Annotated in this window: 17 protein-coding genes; 13 read left to right on the top strand and 4 right to left on the bottom strand. The window is 72.4% G+C overall.

The features are described 5' to 3' along the window. Positions 1-4: 4 nt before the first annotated feature. Positions 5-2,530 (top strand): ThuA domain-containing protein, encoded by a 2,526-nt coding sequence (locus J5Y05_RS04505; protein ID WP_210868418.1) that lies wholly within the window; start codon positions 5-7, stop codon positions 2,528-2,530. 29 nt (positions 2,531-2,559) lie between these two features. Then, on the top strand, positions 2,560-4,740 hold the full coding sequence (locus J5Y05_RS04500) for an OmpL47-type beta-barrel domain-containing protein (RefSeq protein ID WP_210869699.1): 2,181 nt from the start codon (positions 2,560-2,562) through the stop codon (positions 4,738-4,740). A 13-nt stretch (positions 4,741-4,753) separates the two neighbouring features. On the opposite strand, the gene ligD is transcribed toward J5Y05_RS04500, so the two are convergent. From ligD to J5Y05_RS04485, 3 genes are all read right to left on the bottom strand, one after another. Continuing rightward, positions 4,754-5,779, bottom strand: coding sequence for a non-homologous end-joining DNA ligase (ligD, locus tag J5Y05_RS04495; protein ID WP_210868417.1), 1,026 nt, complete (start codon positions 5,777-5,779; stop codon positions 4,754-4,756). A 469-nt stretch (positions 5,780-6,248) separates the two neighbouring features. After that, on the bottom strand, positions 6,249-6,470 hold the full coding sequence (locus J5Y05_RS04490; RefSeq protein WP_247614028.1) for a hypothetical protein: 222 nt from the start codon (positions 6,468-6,470) through the stop codon (positions 6,249-6,251). Between the two features lie 8 nt (positions 6,471-6,478). Further along, positions 6,479-6,685: a hypothetical protein gene (locus J5Y05_RS04485; RefSeq protein WP_210868415.1), complete on the bottom strand. Its 207-nt coding sequence runs from the start codon at positions 6,683-6,685 to the stop codon at positions 6,479-6,481. A 393-nt stretch (positions 6,686-7,078) separates the two neighbouring features. On the opposite strand from J5Y05_RS04485, the gene J5Y05_RS04480 reads away from it, so the two are divergent. From J5Y05_RS04480 to J5Y05_RS04465, 4 genes are all read left to right on the top strand, one after another. Then, a complete protein-coding gene (locus tag J5Y05_RS04480; RefSeq protein ID WP_210868414.1) occupies positions 7,079-7,603 on the top strand; it encodes a DUF6879 family protein in 525 nt (174 codons plus the stop codon). An 11-nt stretch (positions 7,604-7,614) separates the two neighbouring features. Beyond that, positions 7,615-8,466 (top strand): helix-turn-helix domain-containing protein, encoded by an 852-nt coding sequence (locus tag J5Y05_RS04475; RefSeq protein ID WP_210868413.1) that lies wholly within the window; start codon positions 7,615-7,617, stop codon positions 8,464-8,466. Between the two features lie 397 nt (positions 8,467-8,863). Continuing rightward, on the top strand, positions 8,864-9,931 hold the full coding sequence (locus J5Y05_RS04470) for an ATP-dependent DNA ligase (RefSeq protein WP_210868412.1): 1,068 nt from the start codon (positions 8,864-8,866) through the stop codon (positions 9,929-9,931). Between the two features lie 398 nt (positions 9,932-10,329). Continuing rightward, positions 10,330-11,307 (top strand): DUF3048 domain-containing protein, encoded by a 978-nt coding sequence (locus J5Y05_RS04465; protein ID WP_210868411.1) that lies wholly within the window; start codon positions 10,330-10,332, stop codon positions 11,305-11,307. Here J5Y05_RS04465 and J5Y05_RS04460 read toward each other — a convergent pair whose 3' ends face one another. Beyond that, positions 11,308-11,772, bottom strand: coding sequence for a MarR family winged helix-turn-helix transcriptional regulator (locus J5Y05_RS04460; protein WP_210868410.1), 465 nt, complete (start codon positions 11,770-11,772; stop codon positions 11,308-11,310). A gap of 204 nt (positions 11,773-11,976) precedes the next feature. Between J5Y05_RS04460 and J5Y05_RS04455 the strand changes: the two genes are divergently transcribed. From J5Y05_RS04455 to pcaDC, 7 genes are read left to right on the top strand one after another with little or no spacing between them, the layout of a single operon-like run. Next, positions 11,977-12,750: a CoA transferase subunit A gene (locus tag J5Y05_RS04455; protein WP_210868409.1), complete on the top strand. Its 774-nt coding sequence runs from the start codon at positions 11,977-11,979 to the stop codon at positions 12,748-12,750. Continuing rightward, positions 12,750-13,394, top strand: coding sequence for a CoA transferase subunit B (locus J5Y05_RS04450; protein WP_210868408.1), 645 nt, complete (start codon positions 12,750-12,752; stop codon positions 13,392-13,394). Before J5Y05_RS04455 ends, J5Y05_RS04450 begins: the two co-directional genes overlap by 1 nt. Further along, positions 13,391-14,593 (top strand): thiolase family protein, encoded by a 1,203-nt coding sequence (locus J5Y05_RS04445; RefSeq protein ID WP_210868407.1) that lies wholly within the window; start codon positions 13,391-13,393, stop codon positions 14,591-14,593. The genes J5Y05_RS04450 and J5Y05_RS04445 overlap by 4 nt, the downstream gene beginning before the upstream one ends. A 40-nt stretch (positions 14,594-14,633) precedes the next feature. Next, positions 14,634-15,407 carry a protocatechuate 3,4-dioxygenase subunit beta gene (pcaH, locus tag J5Y05_RS04440; RefSeq protein ID WP_210868406.1) on the top strand — a complete coding sequence of 258 codons (774 nt, stop codon included), beginning with the start codon at positions 14,634-14,636 and terminating at the stop codon, positions 15,405-15,407. Positions 15,408-15,412: 5 nt separating this feature from the next. After that, the gene (gene pcaG / locus J5Y05_RS04435) at positions 15,413-16,018 is read left to right on the top strand and encodes a protocatechuate 3,4-dioxygenase subunit alpha (RefSeq protein WP_210868405.1); all 606 of its coding nucleotides are present in this window, start codon (positions 15,413-15,415) and stop codon (positions 16,016-16,018) included. Further along, positions 16,015-17,346 carry a 3-carboxy-cis,cis-muconate cycloisomerase gene (pcaB, locus tag J5Y05_RS04430; RefSeq protein ID WP_210868404.1) on the top strand — a complete coding sequence of 444 codons (1,332 nt, stop codon included), beginning with the start codon at positions 16,015-16,017 and terminating at the stop codon, positions 17,344-17,346. The genes pcaG and pcaB overlap by 4 nt, the downstream gene beginning before the upstream one ends. Then, positions 17,343-18,470, top strand: coding sequence for a bifunctional 3-oxoadipate enol-lactonase/4-carboxymuconolactone decarboxylase PcaDC (gene pcaDC / locus J5Y05_RS04425; RefSeq protein WP_210868403.1), 1,128 nt, complete (start codon positions 17,343-17,345; stop codon positions 18,468-18,470). The genes pcaB and pcaDC overlap by 4 nt, the downstream gene beginning before the upstream one ends.

Below are 18,470 nucleotides of genomic sequence, written 5' to 3'. Positions count from 1 at the left end.
CCCCATGCGGTTCACTTCGCACCACGATCCTTCGCACCACAAGCCCGTTCATCCACGAGGACCGAGCGCCACACGAGGCAGAAGACGGGTCTGGGCCGCGTCCCTGACCGCGGCTCTGGTCACCGCGGGACTGCTGTCGAGTCCCGCGGCCGGCGCGCTCCCGGCGCCCGAACCCCCGACAACGATGTCGATCACGTCCCCACCGGGCAGCGCCGACGTGCGCGTCCTGGTCTTCTACGGGTCCGCCGCGCCCGGCGAGGAGTCACCGGTGGTCGACGCCGGGATCGCGGCCATCGAGCGGATCGGCCTGTCCGGCCCCGCCGCCCAGCGCTTCACGGTCGAGGCCACGGACGACGCCTCGGTCTTCACCAGCGAGCGCCGACTGAGCCGCTTCAACTCCGTCGTGTTCCTGACCGGCGGCGGCGACGTCCTCGACCCGGAGCAGGAGAGCGGGCTGGAGGCGTACATGAAGGCCGGCGGCGGTTTCGTCGGCATCCACGACGCGGCCCGCGCCGAGCCCTACTCCGACTGGTTCACCGGTCTGATCGGCGCCCGCCCGGCGGCGTCGAGCCCGTCGTCCGTCCAGCGGGCCACCGTCGAGGTCGGCGACCGCGCCCATCCGGCCACCAAGGACCTGCCGGTGGAGTGGAAGCGGCCCGACAAGTGGCTGAACTGGGCGAAGAACCCGTCCGGCGAGGTGCACACCGTCGCCCGGGTGCGCGAGTCCACCTACCAGCCGGGCCAGGGCGCGGCCGGCTGGGACCACCCGGTGAGCTGGTGCCGGGACTACTCCGGCGGACGCTCCTTCTACACCGCCATGGGCGGCACCGCCTCCTCGTACGACGAGACGGACTTCCGCTCCCACCTGCGCGGCGCCCTGCTGTGGACGACACGGCTGGCGCGCGCCGACTGCAAGGCGACGATCACCGGGAACTACCGTGCCGAGCGCCTCACCCCGGCCAACCAGGCCGGCCAGAACGACCAGATCGGCGAGCCGCACGGGCTGGTCACCGCCCCCGACGGCCGGGTCTTCTACATCGGCCGGGGCGGCGCCGACTCCTCCCGGCCCGTGGTGACCGACTGGAACGACCCGAACGTCGGCAAGGGCACCGGGCAGGTCCACGTCTACGACCCGAGGACGAAGAAGGTCTCCCTCGCCGGGGAGCTGACCGTCTTCGGCAACAAGGGCGGCGGCGAGGAACTGGTCAAGGTGGAGGAGGGCCTGCTCGGCATCGAGCTGGACCCGGGCTTCGCCCGCAACGGCTGGGTCTACCTGCACTACACGCCGCACTCCGGGGTCGACCGGAACACCCGTATCGCGCAGCGGCAGGTCTCCCGCTTCACCTTCGACGAGGCCACCGGCCGGCTGGACCTCGGCAGCGAGAAGGTGCTGCTGAAGTGGCCGGTGCAGGTGCACAGTTGCTGCCACGCGGGCGGCGGGATGGCCTGGGACTCCAAGGGCAACCTGTACATCGCCACCGGTGACAACAACTCCAGCGGCTTCAGCGACGGTTACTCGGGCAACAACCCGCAGCCCAACTACAAGGGCGTCTCCTTCGCCGACGCGCGCCGCACCGCCGGCAACACCAACAACCTCAACGGCAAGATCCTGCGCGTCCACCCCGAGCCGGACGGGAGCTACACCCTCCCCGAGGGCAACCTCTTCACCGGCAAGGAGACCGCCGAGGGCGGCGGCAAGACGCGCGGCGAGATCTACGTGATGGGCGTGCGCAACCCGGCGCGCATCTCCGTCGACAAGTCGACCGACGTGCTGTACGCGGGCTGGGTCGGGCCGGACGCGGGCGCCCCGTCGACGACCTGGGGCCCGGCGAAGTACGACACGTTCGCCGTGATCACCAAGGCGAGCAACCGGGGCTGGCCCTACTGCATGGGCAACAAGCAGCCCTACCGGGACCGGAACCTGCCGGACCCGTCGAAGCCGCTGGGCTGGTACGACTGCGACCACCCGAAGAACGAGTCGCCGAACAACGACGGGCTGGTCAACCTGCCCCCGGTCACCGGCAACAACATCTGGTACTCCCCCCAGGGCGGCGGACCGGACTTCCCGCGTGACGCGGGCGGGGTGCCCTCCTACAAGCAGAGCGAGTCCACCTACAAGCTGCCCTGGCTCAAGGGCGGCGGCCAGGCCGCGATGAACGGCCCGGTCTACCGCTACGACGCCGCCAACCCGAACGAGGCCAAGTGGCCCGCGTACTGGGACGGCAAGTGGTTCGTCGGCGACTTCTACGACGCCGACCAGCCGCGCAACGCGGTCCTGACGGACCCGAGGACCCACGGGGACGGCGGGCTGCCGGTGCACTCGGAGTCGCTGAAGAAGATCGTGCCGGTGGGCAACGACCACATCCAGAACCTGATGGACTGGAAGTTCGGTCCCGACGGCGCGCTGTACGTCCTCGACTACGGCCGCGGCTTCTTCACCTCGGACGCCAAGTCCGCGCTGTGGCGGGTCACTTACACGGGCGGCGGGCCGACCCCGGCCGCCGGCCAACTGGTCAGGGGGGCCGAATGATCCGGTACCGAAGAATGCGCCCCAGAGCCGTGTGGGCCGGTCTGCTGGCCGCCCTGCTCGTCGTCCTCGGCCTCCAGACGCCGTCCGCGGCCGGACCGGGCGAGGGCCCGGCCGCCGCGGCGGCGGAGCAGGTGCTGACCTGGACCGCGGGCAACGACATCGACCGCTACCTGACCGCGCCGGCCACCGCCGTGGCGGGCCCGGCGACCATCGTCTTCGAGAACAGCGAGGCGACCGGCAACACCACGAGCATGCCGCACACGCTGACGTTCGTGACCTCCGACCCGGAGTTCAACAGCGACGTCCAGCTCAACATCCTCGCCAACCCGAGCGACGCCCAGGGCGGCCGGCACACCGCCGAGGTCACCCTCACCCCGGGCCGCTACTCCTACCACTGCACCATCCCCGGCCACGGGGACATGCGCGGTGTCCTGGTGGTGACCGAGGGCTCCGGCGAGGACACCACCGCGCCGAAGCCGAGCGCCGAGGTGACCGGCGCCAAGAACGCCGACGGCGCCTTCGTCGGCTCCGCGACCGTGGTCCTCTCCGCCACCGACGAGGGCTCCGGCGTCGACCGGATCGAGTACGCCCTCGGTGACGACGAGGCGTGGCAGCCGTACACCACGCCGGTCGTCGTCGACCAGGTCGGCACCCACACCCTGCGCTACCGCGCGCTGGACAAGGCGGGCAACGTCTCCGACGTCGCCGTCGTCGAGTTCACCGTGGCGGCCCCGCCGACCGACGACACCGCCCCGCCCGAGACCTCGGCGACCGTCGCCGGGGAGCGGAACGCCGACGGCGCCTACATCGACATGGCGACCGTCACCATCACCGCCTCGGACACCGGCTCCGGCGTCAACACCATCGAGTACGCGCTCGGTTCGGGCACCTGGCAGACGTACACCGGGCCGGTGATGGTGCACCAGACCGGCACGCACACCGTGCGCTACCGGGCCACCGACAAGGCGGGCAACGTCGCGCCGGAGAAGAGCGTCGGGTTCACGGTCGTCGCCGCTCCCCCGCAGGACACCACCCCGCCCGTGACCGGGGTGAGCGTGACGGGCTCGAAGAACTCCGACGGGGCCTACGTCGGCAGCGCCAAGGTCACCGTCAGCGCCACCGACGAGGGCGGCAGCGGCGTGGCCGGCATCGAGTACTCCCTCGACGCCGGACCGTATCTGGCCTACTCGCAGCCGGTGGTCGTCGACCGGGCGGGCCGGCACACGGTGGCCTACCGGGCGAGCGACAAGGCGGGCAACACCTCCCAGCCGCTCACGGTGAGCTTCACCGTCGTGGCCGGCACGGTGCCCGCGCCGCCCTGCCCGGAGTACGACGAGCGGCGCACCGTGTTCGTCGGCACCGTCGACTCGGGGGTGCCCAACCGGGTCACCGACAACCGGTGCCGGATCGGCGAACTGATCGAGGACGAGAAGGAGTGGACCTCCCACGCGCTCTTCCTCAAGCACGTGAAGACCGTCCTGGACCAGCTCCGCAAGGACGGCGTCATCGACCAGCGGGAGCACCGGGCCATCACCGACGCGGCCGGCCAGTCCGGCATCGGCCGGCCCGGACAGACCGAGGGCTACCGCAGCCTCTTCGACGGCACGGCCGAATCCCTCGCCAAGTGGCAGCACGTCGGCGGCGGTTCGTTCGCGCTGAAGCCGGACGGGACCATCATCTCGGGCACCACCCGGGACGGGCTCGGCATGCTCTGGTTCCCCCAGCGCACCTACGGCGACTTCTCGCTGAAGCTCCAGTGGCGTGACGACGCCCCGGGCACCGGCAACGCCAACTCCGGTGTCTTCGTGCGGTTCCCGCAGGTGCACGACCACCCGGAGGAGCCGCGCCCGGAGTGGGTCGCCATCAAGTACGGGCACGAGGTCCAGGTGTTCGACTCGCCCAGCGGCGACATGTACAAGACGGGGTCCGTCTACGGCTTCGACCGCGTGGGCCTGGCCGGCGCGGGCGTGACGGAGAAGGGCACCTGGAACGACTACGAGATCCGGGTGGTCGACCAGCACTACTCGGTCTACCGCAACGGCGTGCTGATCAACGAGTTCGACAACACCGGCGGCCAGGAGTTCTCGCCGCCGCGCTCGGACGACCCGGGCACCGACGGGCGGCGGTTCGCCTCCGGCTACCTCGGGCTCCAGGTGCACAGCACCTCGGACGTGGTCTCCTACCGGGACATCCGGATCAAGGAGCTGTAGTCCGGCTCGCGGTTCACCGGGCCGGGGGGCTCTGCCTCCTGGCCCGGCTGGGCTGCACCCGGCTCGGTTCGCCCGGCATCTTCGGGTACTCCGGCGGGTACGGCAGATCGCCGAGGCCGTGGTCGCGTTCGTCCTGGGCCGCCAGGTCAAGCAGGGCCTCCAGGGAGTGCCGCTCGGCGTCCATGTCCGCGTGCACGTCGCCGAGTTCGGCGAAGCGCGCGGGCATGGTCGTGATGTCGAAGTCGGCGGGCTCGGCGACGCCCACCTCGTCCCAGCGCAGCGGCGCGGAGACCGGGGCGTTCGGCCTCGGGCGGACCGAGTAGGCGGAGGCGATGGTGCGGTCGCGGGCGGTCTGGTTGTAGTCGACGAAGATCTTCTCGCCGCGCTCCTCCTTCCACCACTTGGTGGTCACCCGCTCCGGCATCCGCCGCTCCAGTTCCCGCCCGGCGGCGATCGCCGCGCGCCGCACCTGGGTGAAGGTCCAGCGCGCCTCGATGGGCACGAAGACGTGAAGCCCCCGGCCGCCGGAGGTCTTGGGCCAGCCGCGCAGGCCGCCGAACTCCTCCAAGACCTCCCGGAGTTCGTGGGCGGCGCGGACCGCGTCGGAGTAGTCGGTGCCGGGCTGCGGGTCGAGGTCGATACGGAGTTCGTCCGGGTGGTCGACGTCGGCGCGGCGCACCGGCCAGGGGTGGAAGGTGAGGGTGCCGTACTGGGCGGCCCACAGCACCGCGGCCTCCTCGGTGGGGCACATCTCGTCGGCGCTGCGTCCGCTGGGGAAGGTGATGTGCGCGGTCGGAATCCAGTCGGGCATGTTCTTGGGCGCGCGCTTCTGGTAGAACCACTCGCCGCCGACGCCCTCGGGGTAGCGCTCCAGGGTGGTGGGCCGGTCGCGCAGGGCGCGCAGGATGCCGGGGGCGACCGCCTGGTAGTAGCGGGCGACGTCCAGCTTGGTGTAGCCACGCTCCGGGAAGAAGAGCTTGCCGGGGCTGGACAGCCGTACCGTCCGGCCGCCCGCCTCCAGTTCCACCGCGTCCGCCATGCGAGCCACGGTAGGCGCACCGCACGGACTTCGCATATCAGGCGTACGGGGCGGCGGGCGCGCAGAATCGGCACCATGGACCTTCCCGTCATGCCCCCCGTCAAGCCGATGCTCGCCAAGCCCGTGGCCCGTATCCCGCCGGGCATGCAGTACGAGGCGAAGTGACCGCTATTGCGCTGTGACCTGCGATGTCCGCGCTGCGAATCCCACCCCAGGGCACTTCCAGGGCACGCGTAGGCCGCAACGAGGGCGGCGGCGAGAGGCACGGCCGGACGGCCGAGTACGTGAACCCTGACCCCCGTGCGCCAACCGGATGGCGTACCCCCTCACAAATCCGGACGACCCTTGCGACGGCACAAGCTACTGGCGAGGTTTGCGCCAAAATCCCTGGTCAGATGGGGTGCATGGGCGTAGCATCGGGCATGCGAATGATAGTCGCACCCGGCACTGACAATCGGGGTCGTCCCGCTTATGGGAGTTCGGATGAGCGGCCCGAGCGGATAGCTTCCGCGATCCTCGCGGCGGCCTCGGCGCGGACCATGCCCAGGTGGACGTACGGCTTGCCGCTGTGGGTGACCATCGGGCGAACGCTGCCCCACACGCGTTCCGGCAGGCCCAGCGCGGCGAGGGCGGCACGGATGGCTTCCGCCGCGTCCGTGGCCTCTTTGCGGCCGTCCCGGTACGTCTGCATGTCCATCGTCACTGGTGGCCCCCGGCGTGGTCGCGGACAGCCGTAGCGTGCTTGGCGGCCTGTCCGATGTTCCCGGCCGTCTCGGCGGCCTTGAGGCTCCGCCACTCGGCCGCACACGCCTCGCAGCCCGGAGCCGGGGTGCGGTCCAGCAACCGGGCGTTGAGGCCCACGGGGAGGTCGATGGGCGGTTCTTGCGTGGTCTGGTGTGGCGGCATCCGCGTTCTCTCCCAGGGAGTTGTAGCACAACGATCACCAGACGGTAGAGAGCGAAGGCTTCACCGGTCCATGAAGTTGCATGCGGTTGCACAGGCCCTGAGCAGCCTTGACGCCCAGCTCTGGGAGCCGTGAGGCTGCGTGCAACCAACACCAAGCCGGCTCGACTTGAGGAGGGGCTATGCGTCTACGGTTCGTGGGGAAAGACCCGGAGTCCGGAGATCACGGCTGCCCGGCCGTGTGGGTGGACGAGGAGACGCAGGATCTCGTTATTCAGGGCGTGACGGCCGACTCCGACACGACCGCCCGGACCGTCCACGACAGTCCGCTTCCGGCTCACGAGAGCGTCGTACGGCTGCCGCAGCGCATGATTCCGCTGCTGAGGGAGGCACTTGATGGCGCAAAGCCTGAGTAGCTTTGCAGACTTGATCCGGTCGGCTGAGCGGTCCGCCGTCCATCTGGAGATGCGCGACGTGTACGCCGTCGACAACGAGGATGAGGGCTTCGCGGCGTGGCGGCGGGGACACCGGCTCGACCCGGACAACCGTGAGTCGTGGTGGCGGCCCTGGCTCGACCTCGTACAGGAAGTCACCGCCAAGGGGGTGCGCGTGCGACGGGCCCGCATCGTGGGGGAGCCGCCCAGCGAGTACATCCGCTACGAGCACTCGTTCGCCTTCACCAACATCGCGGCGGGCGAGGAGATCCGCTGGCTGCCCCGCCGGTTGGCGTCCGAACTCGCCCTGCCGGGAAATGACTTCTGGCTGTTCGACGGCCGACTCGTCCAGTTCAACGTGTTCGACGGTGACGGACGCTGGGTTCACACCGACCAGACCGAAGATCAAGCAACAGCCGGCCTCTGCGCTGACGCCTTCGAAGCGGTCTGGGACCTGGCCGTGCCGCACGACAAGTACACCATCTGAGAAGCCCGTTCATGCCCACGTCGCCACTCTCCACCGCCCAGGCTGCCCGTGCCGCCATCGCTGCCCAACTGGACGGCATACGGCGGGACGCCGGGCTCACCGGGCATGAACTGGCCCTGCGCTGCGGGTGGCACAAGTCGAAAGCCTCCCGCATCGCACGGGCCAGGACGGCCCCCTCGGACGCCGACATTCGGGCCTGGTGCCGGGCCTGCAGGGCCGAGGATCAGGCGGCCGACCTGATCGCCGCGTCCCGTACCGCCGAGTCCATGTACGTCCACTGGCGGCAGATCCACCGGGACGGGATGCGGAGGGTCCACGAGAAGACCGTCCCGCTGTACGAGCGGACCACCCACTTCCGCGTGTACGCCTCCAACGTGGTGCCGGGGATGCTCCAGACCGCCGACTACGCGACAGGGCTCCTGCGGTCCATCACGGCCTTCCAGGGCACCCCTGACGACGTGGCCGACGCCGTACAGGCACGCCTCAACCGGTCCCGAGTCGTCTACGGGGGAAACCACCGCTTCGCGCTGCTGCTCGAAGAGGCCGTTCTCTACTACCGGGTGTGCGAAGGGCCCGAGCTGGCCGCCCAGCTTCGGCACCTGCAAGAGGTCATGGGCCGGCCGAACGTCTCGCTGGGGATCATCCCGTTCACGGCCCGGCGTACGGCCTGGCCGCTCGAAGCCTTCTACGCGTTCGATGACGCCCAGGTGGCCGTGGAAACCCTGACGGCAGAGGTCAACATCACCGCGCCCGGCGAAGTCCACACGTACCTACGAGCGTTCGCTGACTTGTCTCGTACGGCCGTATACGGAGCAGGCGCACGGGATCGTCTCACCAGGGCCCTCGATTGCGCTCTTGCGTAGCCTTCGCACGACACCCCCAGCCGCTCGGCCCGCCCACGGGAGTCGCGGGGGCTCACCGGTATGTCTCCCCCGACCGCCCACTCGAACACGGCCCCGAGCGTTCCGTACACGACCTCCTGGGTGGACGGGGCCAGAACGGCGGCCGGCGAGCCCGTGCAGCGGTCGCCGTGGGCGCGCATGTGGCGGAAGATGGTGACCGGCACGAACAAGATCCTTGCCGACCGGGGTGAGGAACGGACCCCGGCGGGGACGAGACGCCGCACCCGCTCCACGACGCGTACGCCGGAGCCAGGGCACAGCGCAGAGCACACAGGCCGGCCGGAATCCACGGAACGAACGGAAAGTGACGGGCAGGACATTCCCGATCACTGAAAATGACAGACACAGGTGAAACACCATGGATCTGCCGGTCATGCCCCCCGTGAAGCCGATGCTCGCCAAGTCCGTGGCCCGTATCCCGCCGGGCATGCAGTACGAGGCGAAGTGGGACGGCTTCCGGGCGATCGTGTTCCGCGACGGGTTGGAGGTCGAGTTCGGCAGCCGTACCGGCAAGACGCTGACCAGGTACTTCCCCGAGCTGGTGACGGCGGTGCGGGAGCGGCTGCCGCAGCGGTGTGTGGTGGACGGGGAGATCGTGATCGCGCGGGAGGGGCGGCTGGACTTCGACGCGCTCACCGAACGCATCCACCCGGCCGACTCCCGGGTGCGGATGCTCGCCGAGCGGACCCCGGCCTCGCTGGTCGTCTTCGACCTGCTGGCTCTGGACGGCGAGTCGCTGCTCGACGTGGCGCTCTCCGCCCGGCGGGCGCTGCTCGTCGAGGCGCTCTCGGGGGTCACCCCGCCGGTGCACGTGGCGCCGGCGACGACCGACGTCGAGGTGGCGCGGGGGTGGTTCGAGCAGTACGAGGGCGCCGGTCTGGACGGGGTGGTCGCCAAGCCGCCGGACCTCGGCTACCGGCAGGACGAGCGGGCCATGTTCAAGGTCAAGCACGAGCGGACGGCCGACGTGGTGGTCGCGGGCTACCGCCTCCACAAGAGCGGTCCGGTGGTCGGCTCCCTGCTGCTCGGCCTCTACGACGACCGGGGCGCCCTCCAGCACGTCGGGGTGAGCGCGGCCTTCACCATGAAGCGCCGGGCCGAACTGGTGACGGAGCTGGAGCCGCTGCTCATGGAGGACGTCCGGGGGCATCCGTGGGCGGCCTGGGCGCAGGCCGAGGCGCACGAGTCGGCGCGGCTGCCGGGCGCCCCGAGCCGCTGGTCGGGCAAGAAGGACCTGTCCTGGACGCCGCTGCGCCCGGAGCGGGTCGCGGAGGTGGCGTACGACCACATGGAGAACGGGGCCCGCTTCCGGCACACGGCCCGCTTCCGCCGCTGGCGCCCGGACCGCACGCCGGAGAGCTGCACGTACGCGCAACTGGAGGAGCCGGTGCGCTACGACCTGGCGGAGATCCTGGGCGAGCCGTGACCGGCGCCGCCGGCGGGGTCGCCGGGGGCGCTCACGGACGTCACCGGCGGCATTGGCGGGTCCCGGTCACGCGGGGGCCGCGCGTCGCCGGGCCGCGCCGTGTCGGCGTGTCGGCGTGTCGGCGTGTCGCGACGGCGTGTCGGCATGTCGCAGCACGCGTCGGCGTGTCGTGGCGGCGTGTCCGCGTGCCGCAGCACGCGACGGCGTGTCACCGCAGTGCGTCGGCGTGTCGCGGCGGGGCGCGGACAGCCGGGTACCGGCGGGGCCCCGACGGCCAACCGTTCGGCGGTCGTCCGGGCGGCCCAGCCGGCCGGGCCCGCGCGCGTGCGACCGGGTATGGCACTCCCGACCCACGAAAGCGCACAATCGAGACGAGGACGGGCGGACGGGTGGTCGGCATGCGACGGACGACACACGGGCGGCAGGAGAGCACCGGGGCGGGTGCGGTACGGCGCCGGGGCGGCATCGGGCGGGCGTTGCCCCTCGCGCTCGCGGCCCTCGCCCTGGCCGCCGGGTGCACCGCCGGGGTCGACGACGGGCGTCCCCCGCGTCCGGAACCGCCGGGCGGCTCCGTACTCGCCGTCAAGATCGACAACGCCCCCGCGGCCCGCCCGCAGACCGGCCTGGACACGGCCGACGTGGTCTACGCCGAACCGGTGGAGGCCGGGCTGAGCCGCCTCATGGCCCTCTACTCGACCCGGCTGCCGGACTCGGTGGGCCCCGTGCGCAGCGCCCGCGAGTCGGACCTGGAGCTGCTGCGCCAGTTCGACCGGCCGACGCTCGCCTTCTCCGGCGCCCAGACCAGGCTGCTCCCCCTCATCGACCGGGCCCCGCTGCGGGCCGAGCCCCCGGAGAAGGCGACCGGCGCCTACGTCCGCGAGAAGGGCCGGCCCGCCCCGCACAACCTGTACGTACGGCCGGACCGGCTGCTGCCGAAACCGGCCGGCGAACACGCGCTGACCACCGGCTTCCGGTACGGCGAGGCCCCGCCCGGCGGCCGGCCCGAGTCCTCGCGCACGGTGCGCTACCCCTCGGCGAGCTTCACCTTCACCTGGTCGGCGAGCCGGGGCGGCTGGCTGGTGGACCTGGACGGGCGCCCGGCCTCCACCCCGGGCGGCGAGCGCCTGGCCCCGCCGACCGTCGTCGTCCAGCACGTGAAGGTGCGCGCGTCCGGCTTCGGCGACTTCCGGGGCAACAACTCGCCCTACGTGGAGTCGGTCGGCTCCGGGCGGGCCGAGGTGCTGCGCGACGGCCGGGTCCACGAGGCGGCCTGGAAGCGGGGCGCTGCCGAGGACGGCACCTCCTTCACCGCCGCGGACGGCACCCCGGTGAACTTCGCCGAGGGCCCGGTGTGGGTGGTGTTCACCGGCTCCTGATCAGCCCTGCGCGGCGGTGGGTTCCGCCGGGTTGCGCAGCCCTTCGGCACCGTCCGCGACCCGGCGGATCAGATCGAAGAACACCGCCTGCTCGGCGGGGGTGAGCGGGGCCAGGAAGACCTGGTTCATGCGGGCGGTGCGCACGGTCAGCTTGCGGTGCACGCGCGCGCCGTCGTCGGTCACGCGCAGCAGGAAGCGGCGGCCGTCCTGCGGGTCGCGGACCTTGTCGACCAGTTCGCGCCGGCCGAGCCGGCTGATCACCTCGGCGATGGTGGACCGGTCGAGCCCCACCCGCTCCCCCACGGTGCGCTGGTCGAGTCCGGGCTCGGCGACGAGCGCGTTGAGGACCGCGAACTGCGGCGAGGTGATCTCCTCGGAGACCATCGTGTTCCACAGCAGGTGGTGCGCCTGCTGAAGCCGCCGGGCCAGGTGCCCGGGATGGGTGGTCAGATCGACCGCGGCCATGTGCGCTCCCCAAGGTCACATTTGTTTGTGCACTGACGATACCTTGGCCAGGCGGACCCCGCTGGCCGACTCACCTGCGCGTGGCGTCCCATTTCTCCAGGTCTTGACGCCCGCGCGCTCCGATGGCAGCGTGTGGGGAACCTCGCTGAAATACTCAGTGCCCTGACTATCTCCGTCGGGGCGCTTCGAAGAGATGGGGCTTCGATGGACAAGGTGGTGGCCACGGCCGGTGAGGCGGTGGCCGATGTGCCCGAGGGCGCGTCGCTCGCGGTGGGCGGTTTCGGGCTGAGCGGTGTGCCCAACGTACTGATCCAGGCGCTGTACGAACGCGGTACGGGCGGCCTGGCGGTGGTCTCGAACAACTGCGGGGCGATGGAGTCCGGGCTCGCGGTGCTGCTGGCGGCCGGGCGGATCGCCCGGGTGACCGGCTCCTACATCGGCGCCAACAAGGAGTTCGCCCGCCAGTACCTCGCCGGGGAGCTGGAGGTGGAGCTCATCCCGCAGGGCACCCTCGCCGAGCGGCTGCGCGCGGGCGGCGCGGGCATACCCGCCTTCTACACCCCGGCCGGTGTCGGCACCCAGGTCGCGGACGGCGGGCTGCCGTGGCGTTACGACGGCTCCGGCGGGGTGGCGCTCGCGTCGCCGCCGAAGGAGGTGCGGGAGTTCGACGGGACGGAGTACGTGCTGGAGCGCGGTATCCGTACCGACTTCGCCCTGGTCCGGGCCGCCAAGGGCGACCGGCACGGGAACCTCGTGTTCGCCAAGTCCTCCCGGAACTTCAACCCGCTGGCCGCGATGGCGGGCAAGGTGACCATCGCCGAGGTCGAGGAACTGGTCGAGCCCGGCGAGATCGACCCCGACGCCGTGCACCTGCCGGGCATCTTCGTCCAGCGCGTCATCGCCCTCACCCCGGAGCAGGCGGCGGACAAGAAGATCGAGCAGATCACCGTGAGCGAGCCGGAAGAGGAGCGTGCCTGATGGCCTGGAACCGTGAGGAGATGGCCGCCCGCGCCGCCCGCGAACTGCGCGACGGCCAGTACGTCAACCTGGGCATCGGCCTGCCCACCCTCATCCCCAACCACCTGCCGCCCGGTGTCGAGGTCGTCCTCGAATCCGAGAACGGCATCCTGGGCACCGGCCCCTACCCGACCCGCGACCGGGTCGACCCCGACCTGATCAACGCGGGCAAGGAGACGGTCACCGTCCTGCCGGGCGCCTCCTTCTTCGACTCCGCGCTCTCCTTCGGGATGATCCGGGGCGGGCACATCGACGTCGCCGTGCTCGGCGCGATGCAGGTCTCGGCCGGCGGCGACCTCGCCAACTGGGCCATTCCCGGGAAGATGATCACCGGCATCGGCGGGGCGATGGACCTCGTCCACGGGGCCCGCACCGTCATCGTCGTCATGACCCACACCGCCAAGGACGGCTCCCCGAAGATCCTGGAGGAGTGCGCGCTGCCGCTCACAGGCAAGGCGTGTGTGAACCGGGTCATCACCGACCTCGGCGTCCTCGACATCACCCCCGAGGGCCTGGTCCTCGTCGAGACCGCCCCCGGCGTCACCGTCGAGGAGATCACCGCCAAGACCGACGCCAAGCTCGTCGTCGCGGAGGGAGTGCGGTGAAGGACGTCTACATCGTCGACGCCGTCCGCACCCCGTTCGGCAAGTACAACGGCTCCCTGGCCGGCATCCGGCCGGACGACCTGGCCGCCCACGCCCTGCGCGAACTCCTCGCCCGCACCCCGGACCTCGACCCGGCCCGCATCGACGACGTCTACCTCGGCAACGCCAACGGCGCCGGCGAGGAGAACCGCAACGTCGCCCGCATGGCCGCCCTCCTGGCCGGACTGCCCACCAGCGTGCCCGGCGTGACCCTCAACCGCCTGTGCGCCTCCGGCCTCGAAGCCGTGATCCAGGCCGCCCGCGCCATCGCCTGCGGCGACGCCCACATCGCCGTCGCCGGCGGCGTCGAGTCGATGACCCGCGCGCCCTACGTGCTGCCCAAGAGCGACCGGCCCTTCCCGGCCGGGCACACCGAGCTGTACTCGACCACGCTCGGCTGGCGCATGGTCAACCCGCGCATGGACCCGCAGTGGACCATCCCGCTCGGCGAGTCCGCGGAACTCATCGCCGACAAGCACGCCCTCACCCGCGAGCGGCAGGACGCCTTCGCCCTCGCCTCGCACCAGAAGGCCGCCCGCGCCCAGACCGAGGGCCTCTTCGACGCGGAACTGGTCCCCGTCCCGGTGCCCCGGCGCAAGGGCGACCCGGTCCCGTACACCGCCGACGAGTGCCTCCGGCCGGACGCCTCGCTGGAGGCCATGGGGCGCCTGAAGCCGTCCTTCCGGCGCGAGGGCGGCACCGTGACCGCCGGCAACGCCTCGCCGCTCAACGACGGCGCCGCCGCCCTGCTCCTCGTCGACGAGGAGGGGCTGAGGGCGACCGGCCGCGAACCCCTCGCCCGGGTCTCCGCGACCGGCGTCAGCGCCACCGACCCGCACTACTTCGGCCTCGCGCCCGTCCAGGCCGTCGAACGCGCCCTGGCCAAGGCCGGCCGGGGCTTCGCCGACCTGGACGTCCTCGAACTCAACGAGGCGTTCGCCGCGCAGGTCCTCGGGTGCGTCGCCGAATGGCCCGAGTTCGACCCCGCCATCCTCAACCCGCAGGGCGGCGCCATCGCCCTCGGCCACCCGCTGGGCGCCTCCGGGGCACGCCTCGCCGGCTCCCTCGCCCACCAGCTCGCCCGCAAGGGCGGCGGCACCGGTGTCGCCACCCTGTGCATCGGCGTCGGCCAGGGCCTCGCCCTCGTCCTCGACCGCTAGCGCCGCCCCCGTAAAGGCCCCAGGACCCCAGGGAACCGCCATGACTCTCACCCAGCACGACATCGACGCGGAGATCGCGGCCGAACACGCCGCGTACGAGAAGCGGGTCGCCGAAGGGGCGCCCGTCGAGCACCACCCGCGCCGCGACTACGCCCCCTACCGCTCCTCGACGCTGCGCCACCCGAAGCAGCCCCCGATAGCCATCGACGTCACCAAGGACCCGGAGCTGGTGGAGCTGGGCTCCCCCGCCTTCGGCGAACGCGACCTCACCGGCATCGACAACGACCTGACCCGCCAGCACACCGGCGAGCCCATCGGCGAGCGCATCACCGTCTCCGGCCGCCTGCTGGACCGCGACGGGCGCCCGGTGCGCGGCCAGCTCGTGGAGATCTGGCAGGCCAACTCGGCGGGCCGCTACGCCCACCAGCGCGAGCAGCACGACGCGCCGCTGGACCCGAACTTCACCGGCGCGGGCCGCACGCTCAGCGACGACGACGGCTTCTACCGCTTCACCACCATCCAGCCGGGCCCCTACCCGTGGCGCAACCACCTCAACGCCTGGCGGCCGGCCCACATCCACTTCTCGCTGTTCGGCTCGGCGTTCACCCAGCGGCTCGTGACCCAGATGTACTTCCCCAACGACCCGCTGTTCGCCTACGACCCGATCCTCCAGTCCGTCACCGACGACGCCGCCCGGCAGCGGCTCGTCGCCACCTACGACCACAGCCTCTCCGTGCCCGAGTTCTCCCTCGGCTACCACTGGGACATCGTGCTCGACGGCCCGAACGCCACCTGGATCGAAGAAGGACGCTGACCTCCATGACGAAGATCGACACCAGCCGGCCGGAGAACGTGCTCCCCACCCCGTCGCACACGGTCGGCCCGTTCTACGGCTACGCGCTGCCCTTCCGCGGCGGCGAGGACATCGCGCCCCTCGGCCACCCCGACACCGTCACCGTGCACGGGTACGTGTACGACGGCGAGGGCGCCCCGCTGCCCGACGCCCTGGTGGAGCTGTGGGGACCGGACCCGGACGGCAGGCTGCCCTCCGTCGACGGCTCGATGCGCCGCGACCCGGCCTCCGGCGGGTACCTGGGCCGCAACGGCGTGGAGTTCACCGGCTTCGGCCGCATCCAGACCGACACCGACGGCCACTGGTACGCCCGTACCCTGCGGCCGGGCGCGCGCGGCGACAACGCCCCCTACGTCAGCGTCTGCGTGTTCGCGCGCGGGCTCCTCACCCACCTGTTCACCCGGATCTACCTGCCGGGCGACGACGCGGCGCTGGCCGCCGACCCGCTGCTTACCCGGGTGGACGAGGAGCGCCGCGGCACGCTGATCGCGGCGGAGGAGGGCAACGGCACGTACCGTTTCGACATCCGCCTTCAGGGCGAAGGCGAAACGGTCTTCCTGGAGTTCCCGTGACCCCTGCCGACGCCGACACGAGCCTGCTCGCCCCCGGGTGGGCGGGCTCGCCCGTCTCCGCCGCCACCGGCGACGCCGCCTATCTGCGGGCCCTGCTGGAGGCCGAGACCGCCCTCACCCGGGCCCAGGCCGCGCTGGGCCTCGCCCCCGCCGGGGCCGCGTCGGCGGTCGCCGACGCCGCCGACCCGGACCGCTTCGACCTGCCCTCGCTGGCCGAACGCGCCCGCAGCGGCGGCAACCCCGTGATCCCGCTCGTCGCCGACCTGACCCGGGCAGCCGGCGAGGAGTACGGCCCTTACGTGCACCGGGGCGCGACCAGCCAGGACATCCTGGACACGGCGACGATGCTGGTCGCCGACCGCGCCCTGGACCTGGTCCTCGCCGACCTCGCCCGCACCGAGCGGGCGCTGGCCGCCCTGGCCGCCGCCCACCGGGACACGGCGATGCCGGGCCGGACGCTGACCCAGCACGCGGTGCCGACCACCTTCGGGCTGAAGGCGGCCGGCTGGCGCTCCCTGGTGCTCGACGCCCGGGACCGGATCACCGCCGTCCGCGACTGCCTGCCCGTCCAGCTCGGCGGCGCGGCCGGCACCCTGGCGGCCTTCGGGGCCTACGGCGCACCCGACCCGGCCGCGCTGCCCGCCGCCTACGCCCGCGAACTGGGGCTCAGCGCGCCGCCGCTGCCCTGGCACACGCTGCGCACCCCGGTCGCCGACCTGGCCGGCTGCCTGGCCTTCACCGCCGGGGCGCTCGGGAAGCTCGCCGTGGACGTGCTGACCCTGGCCCGCACCGAGATCGGCGAGGTCGCGGAGGGCACCGGCGGCGGTTCCTCGGCGATGCCGCACAAGGCCAACCCCGTACGGGCCACCCTGATCGCGGCGGCGGCCCGGCGCGCGCCGCACCTCGCGGCCACCCTCTACGGGTCCCTCGCGGCCGAGGACGAGCGGCCGGCCGGGGCCTGGCACGCCGAATGGGAGCCGCTGCGCGATCTGCTGCGGCTGACCGGCGGGGCCGCGCGCGACGCCGCCGACCTCACCGAGCACCTGCGGGTGCTCCCCGAGGCGATGCGGGCCCACCTGGGCCTGACCCACGGGCTGATCGTGTCCGAGCGGCTCTCCGCCGAGCTGGCGCCGCTGCTCGGCCGCTCCCGTGCCAAGGCGCTGCTGACCGAACTCGCCGCCCGCGCCTACGCCGAGGACCGCCCCCTGGGCGAACTGCTCGCCGAGGTGCCGGAGCTGCGCGAGGCGGACCTCACCGCGGCGGCCGACCCCGCCCGCTACACCGGCTCTGCCGCAGAACTCACCGACCGCGCTCTGGAGCGACGTTGACCAGCACCACGCTCAACCACCGTACCGAGGGGCCCGGTTCGGCTGCCCCCCTGCTGCTCGGGCCCTCGCTCGGCACCTCCCTCGCCCTGTGGGACCAGGTGGCCCCCGAACTCTCCCTCACCCACCGGGTGATCCGCTGGGACCTGCCCGGCCACGGCGGCTCGCCCGCCTCGCTGATCGGGGCCGGGGCCACCGTCGGCGACCTGGCCCGCCTGGTCCTCGGCCTCGCCGACTCCCTCGGCGTGGACCGCTTCGCCTACGCCGGGGTGTCGCTGGGCGGCGCCGTCGGCCTGCACCTGGCGGCGCACCACCCCGAGCGGGTCTCCTCGCTGGCGGTGCTCTGTTCCTCGGCCCACTTCAACGGCGCCTCGGCCTGGCGGGAGCGGGCCGAACTGGTGCGCCGGGAGGGGCTGTCGGGGCTCGCGGAGAGCGCGGACGCCCGCTGGTTCACCCCCGGGTTCAGCGTGCCCCGCCTGGTCCGGGACCACCGCGAGGCCGACCCGGAGGGGTACGCCGCGTGCTGCGACGCGCTCGCCGCCTTCGACCTGCGCGCGGAGCTGCCCTCGATCGCGGCGCCCACGCTGCTGGTCGCCGGCCGCGAGGACCCGGCCACGCCCCCCGCCCACCTGCGGGAGATCGCCGACGCGGTGCCCGGTGCCGCGCTGGTGGAGATCCCGGGCGCCTCCCATCTGGCGGTCGCCGAACGCCCCGGGGCGGTGCTGACCGCGCTGCGCAACCACTTCGACGGGGGCGCCAAGCGGGGCATGGAGGTACGGCGCGAGGTCCTCGGCGATGCCCACGTGGACCGGGCGCAGGCCCGGCAGACGCCCTTCACCGCCCGCTTCCAGGACTTCATCTCCCGCTACGCCTGGGGGGAGATCTGGACCGACACGACGCTCTCGCGCCGCGAGCGCAGCATGGTCACGCTGACCGCGCTGGTCGCCCACGGCCACTACGAGGAGCTGGCGATGCACGTGCGGGCGGCCCGGCGCAACGGGCTCACGCCCGACGAGATCGGCGCCGTACTGCTCCAGACGGCCGTCTACTGCGGGGTCCCGGCGGCGAACTCGGCGTTCGCCACGGCCCAGCGGGTGCTGGCCGAGGAGGATGGCCAGGGCGGCTGA

This window comes from Streptomyces tagetis, from assembly GCF_018069565.1.
Classification (GTDB): domain Bacteria; phylum Actinomycetota; class Actinomycetes; order Streptomycetales; family Streptomycetaceae; genus Streptomyces; species Streptomyces tagetis.
This window is presented reverse-complemented; position numbering and strand designations above follow the sequence as displayed.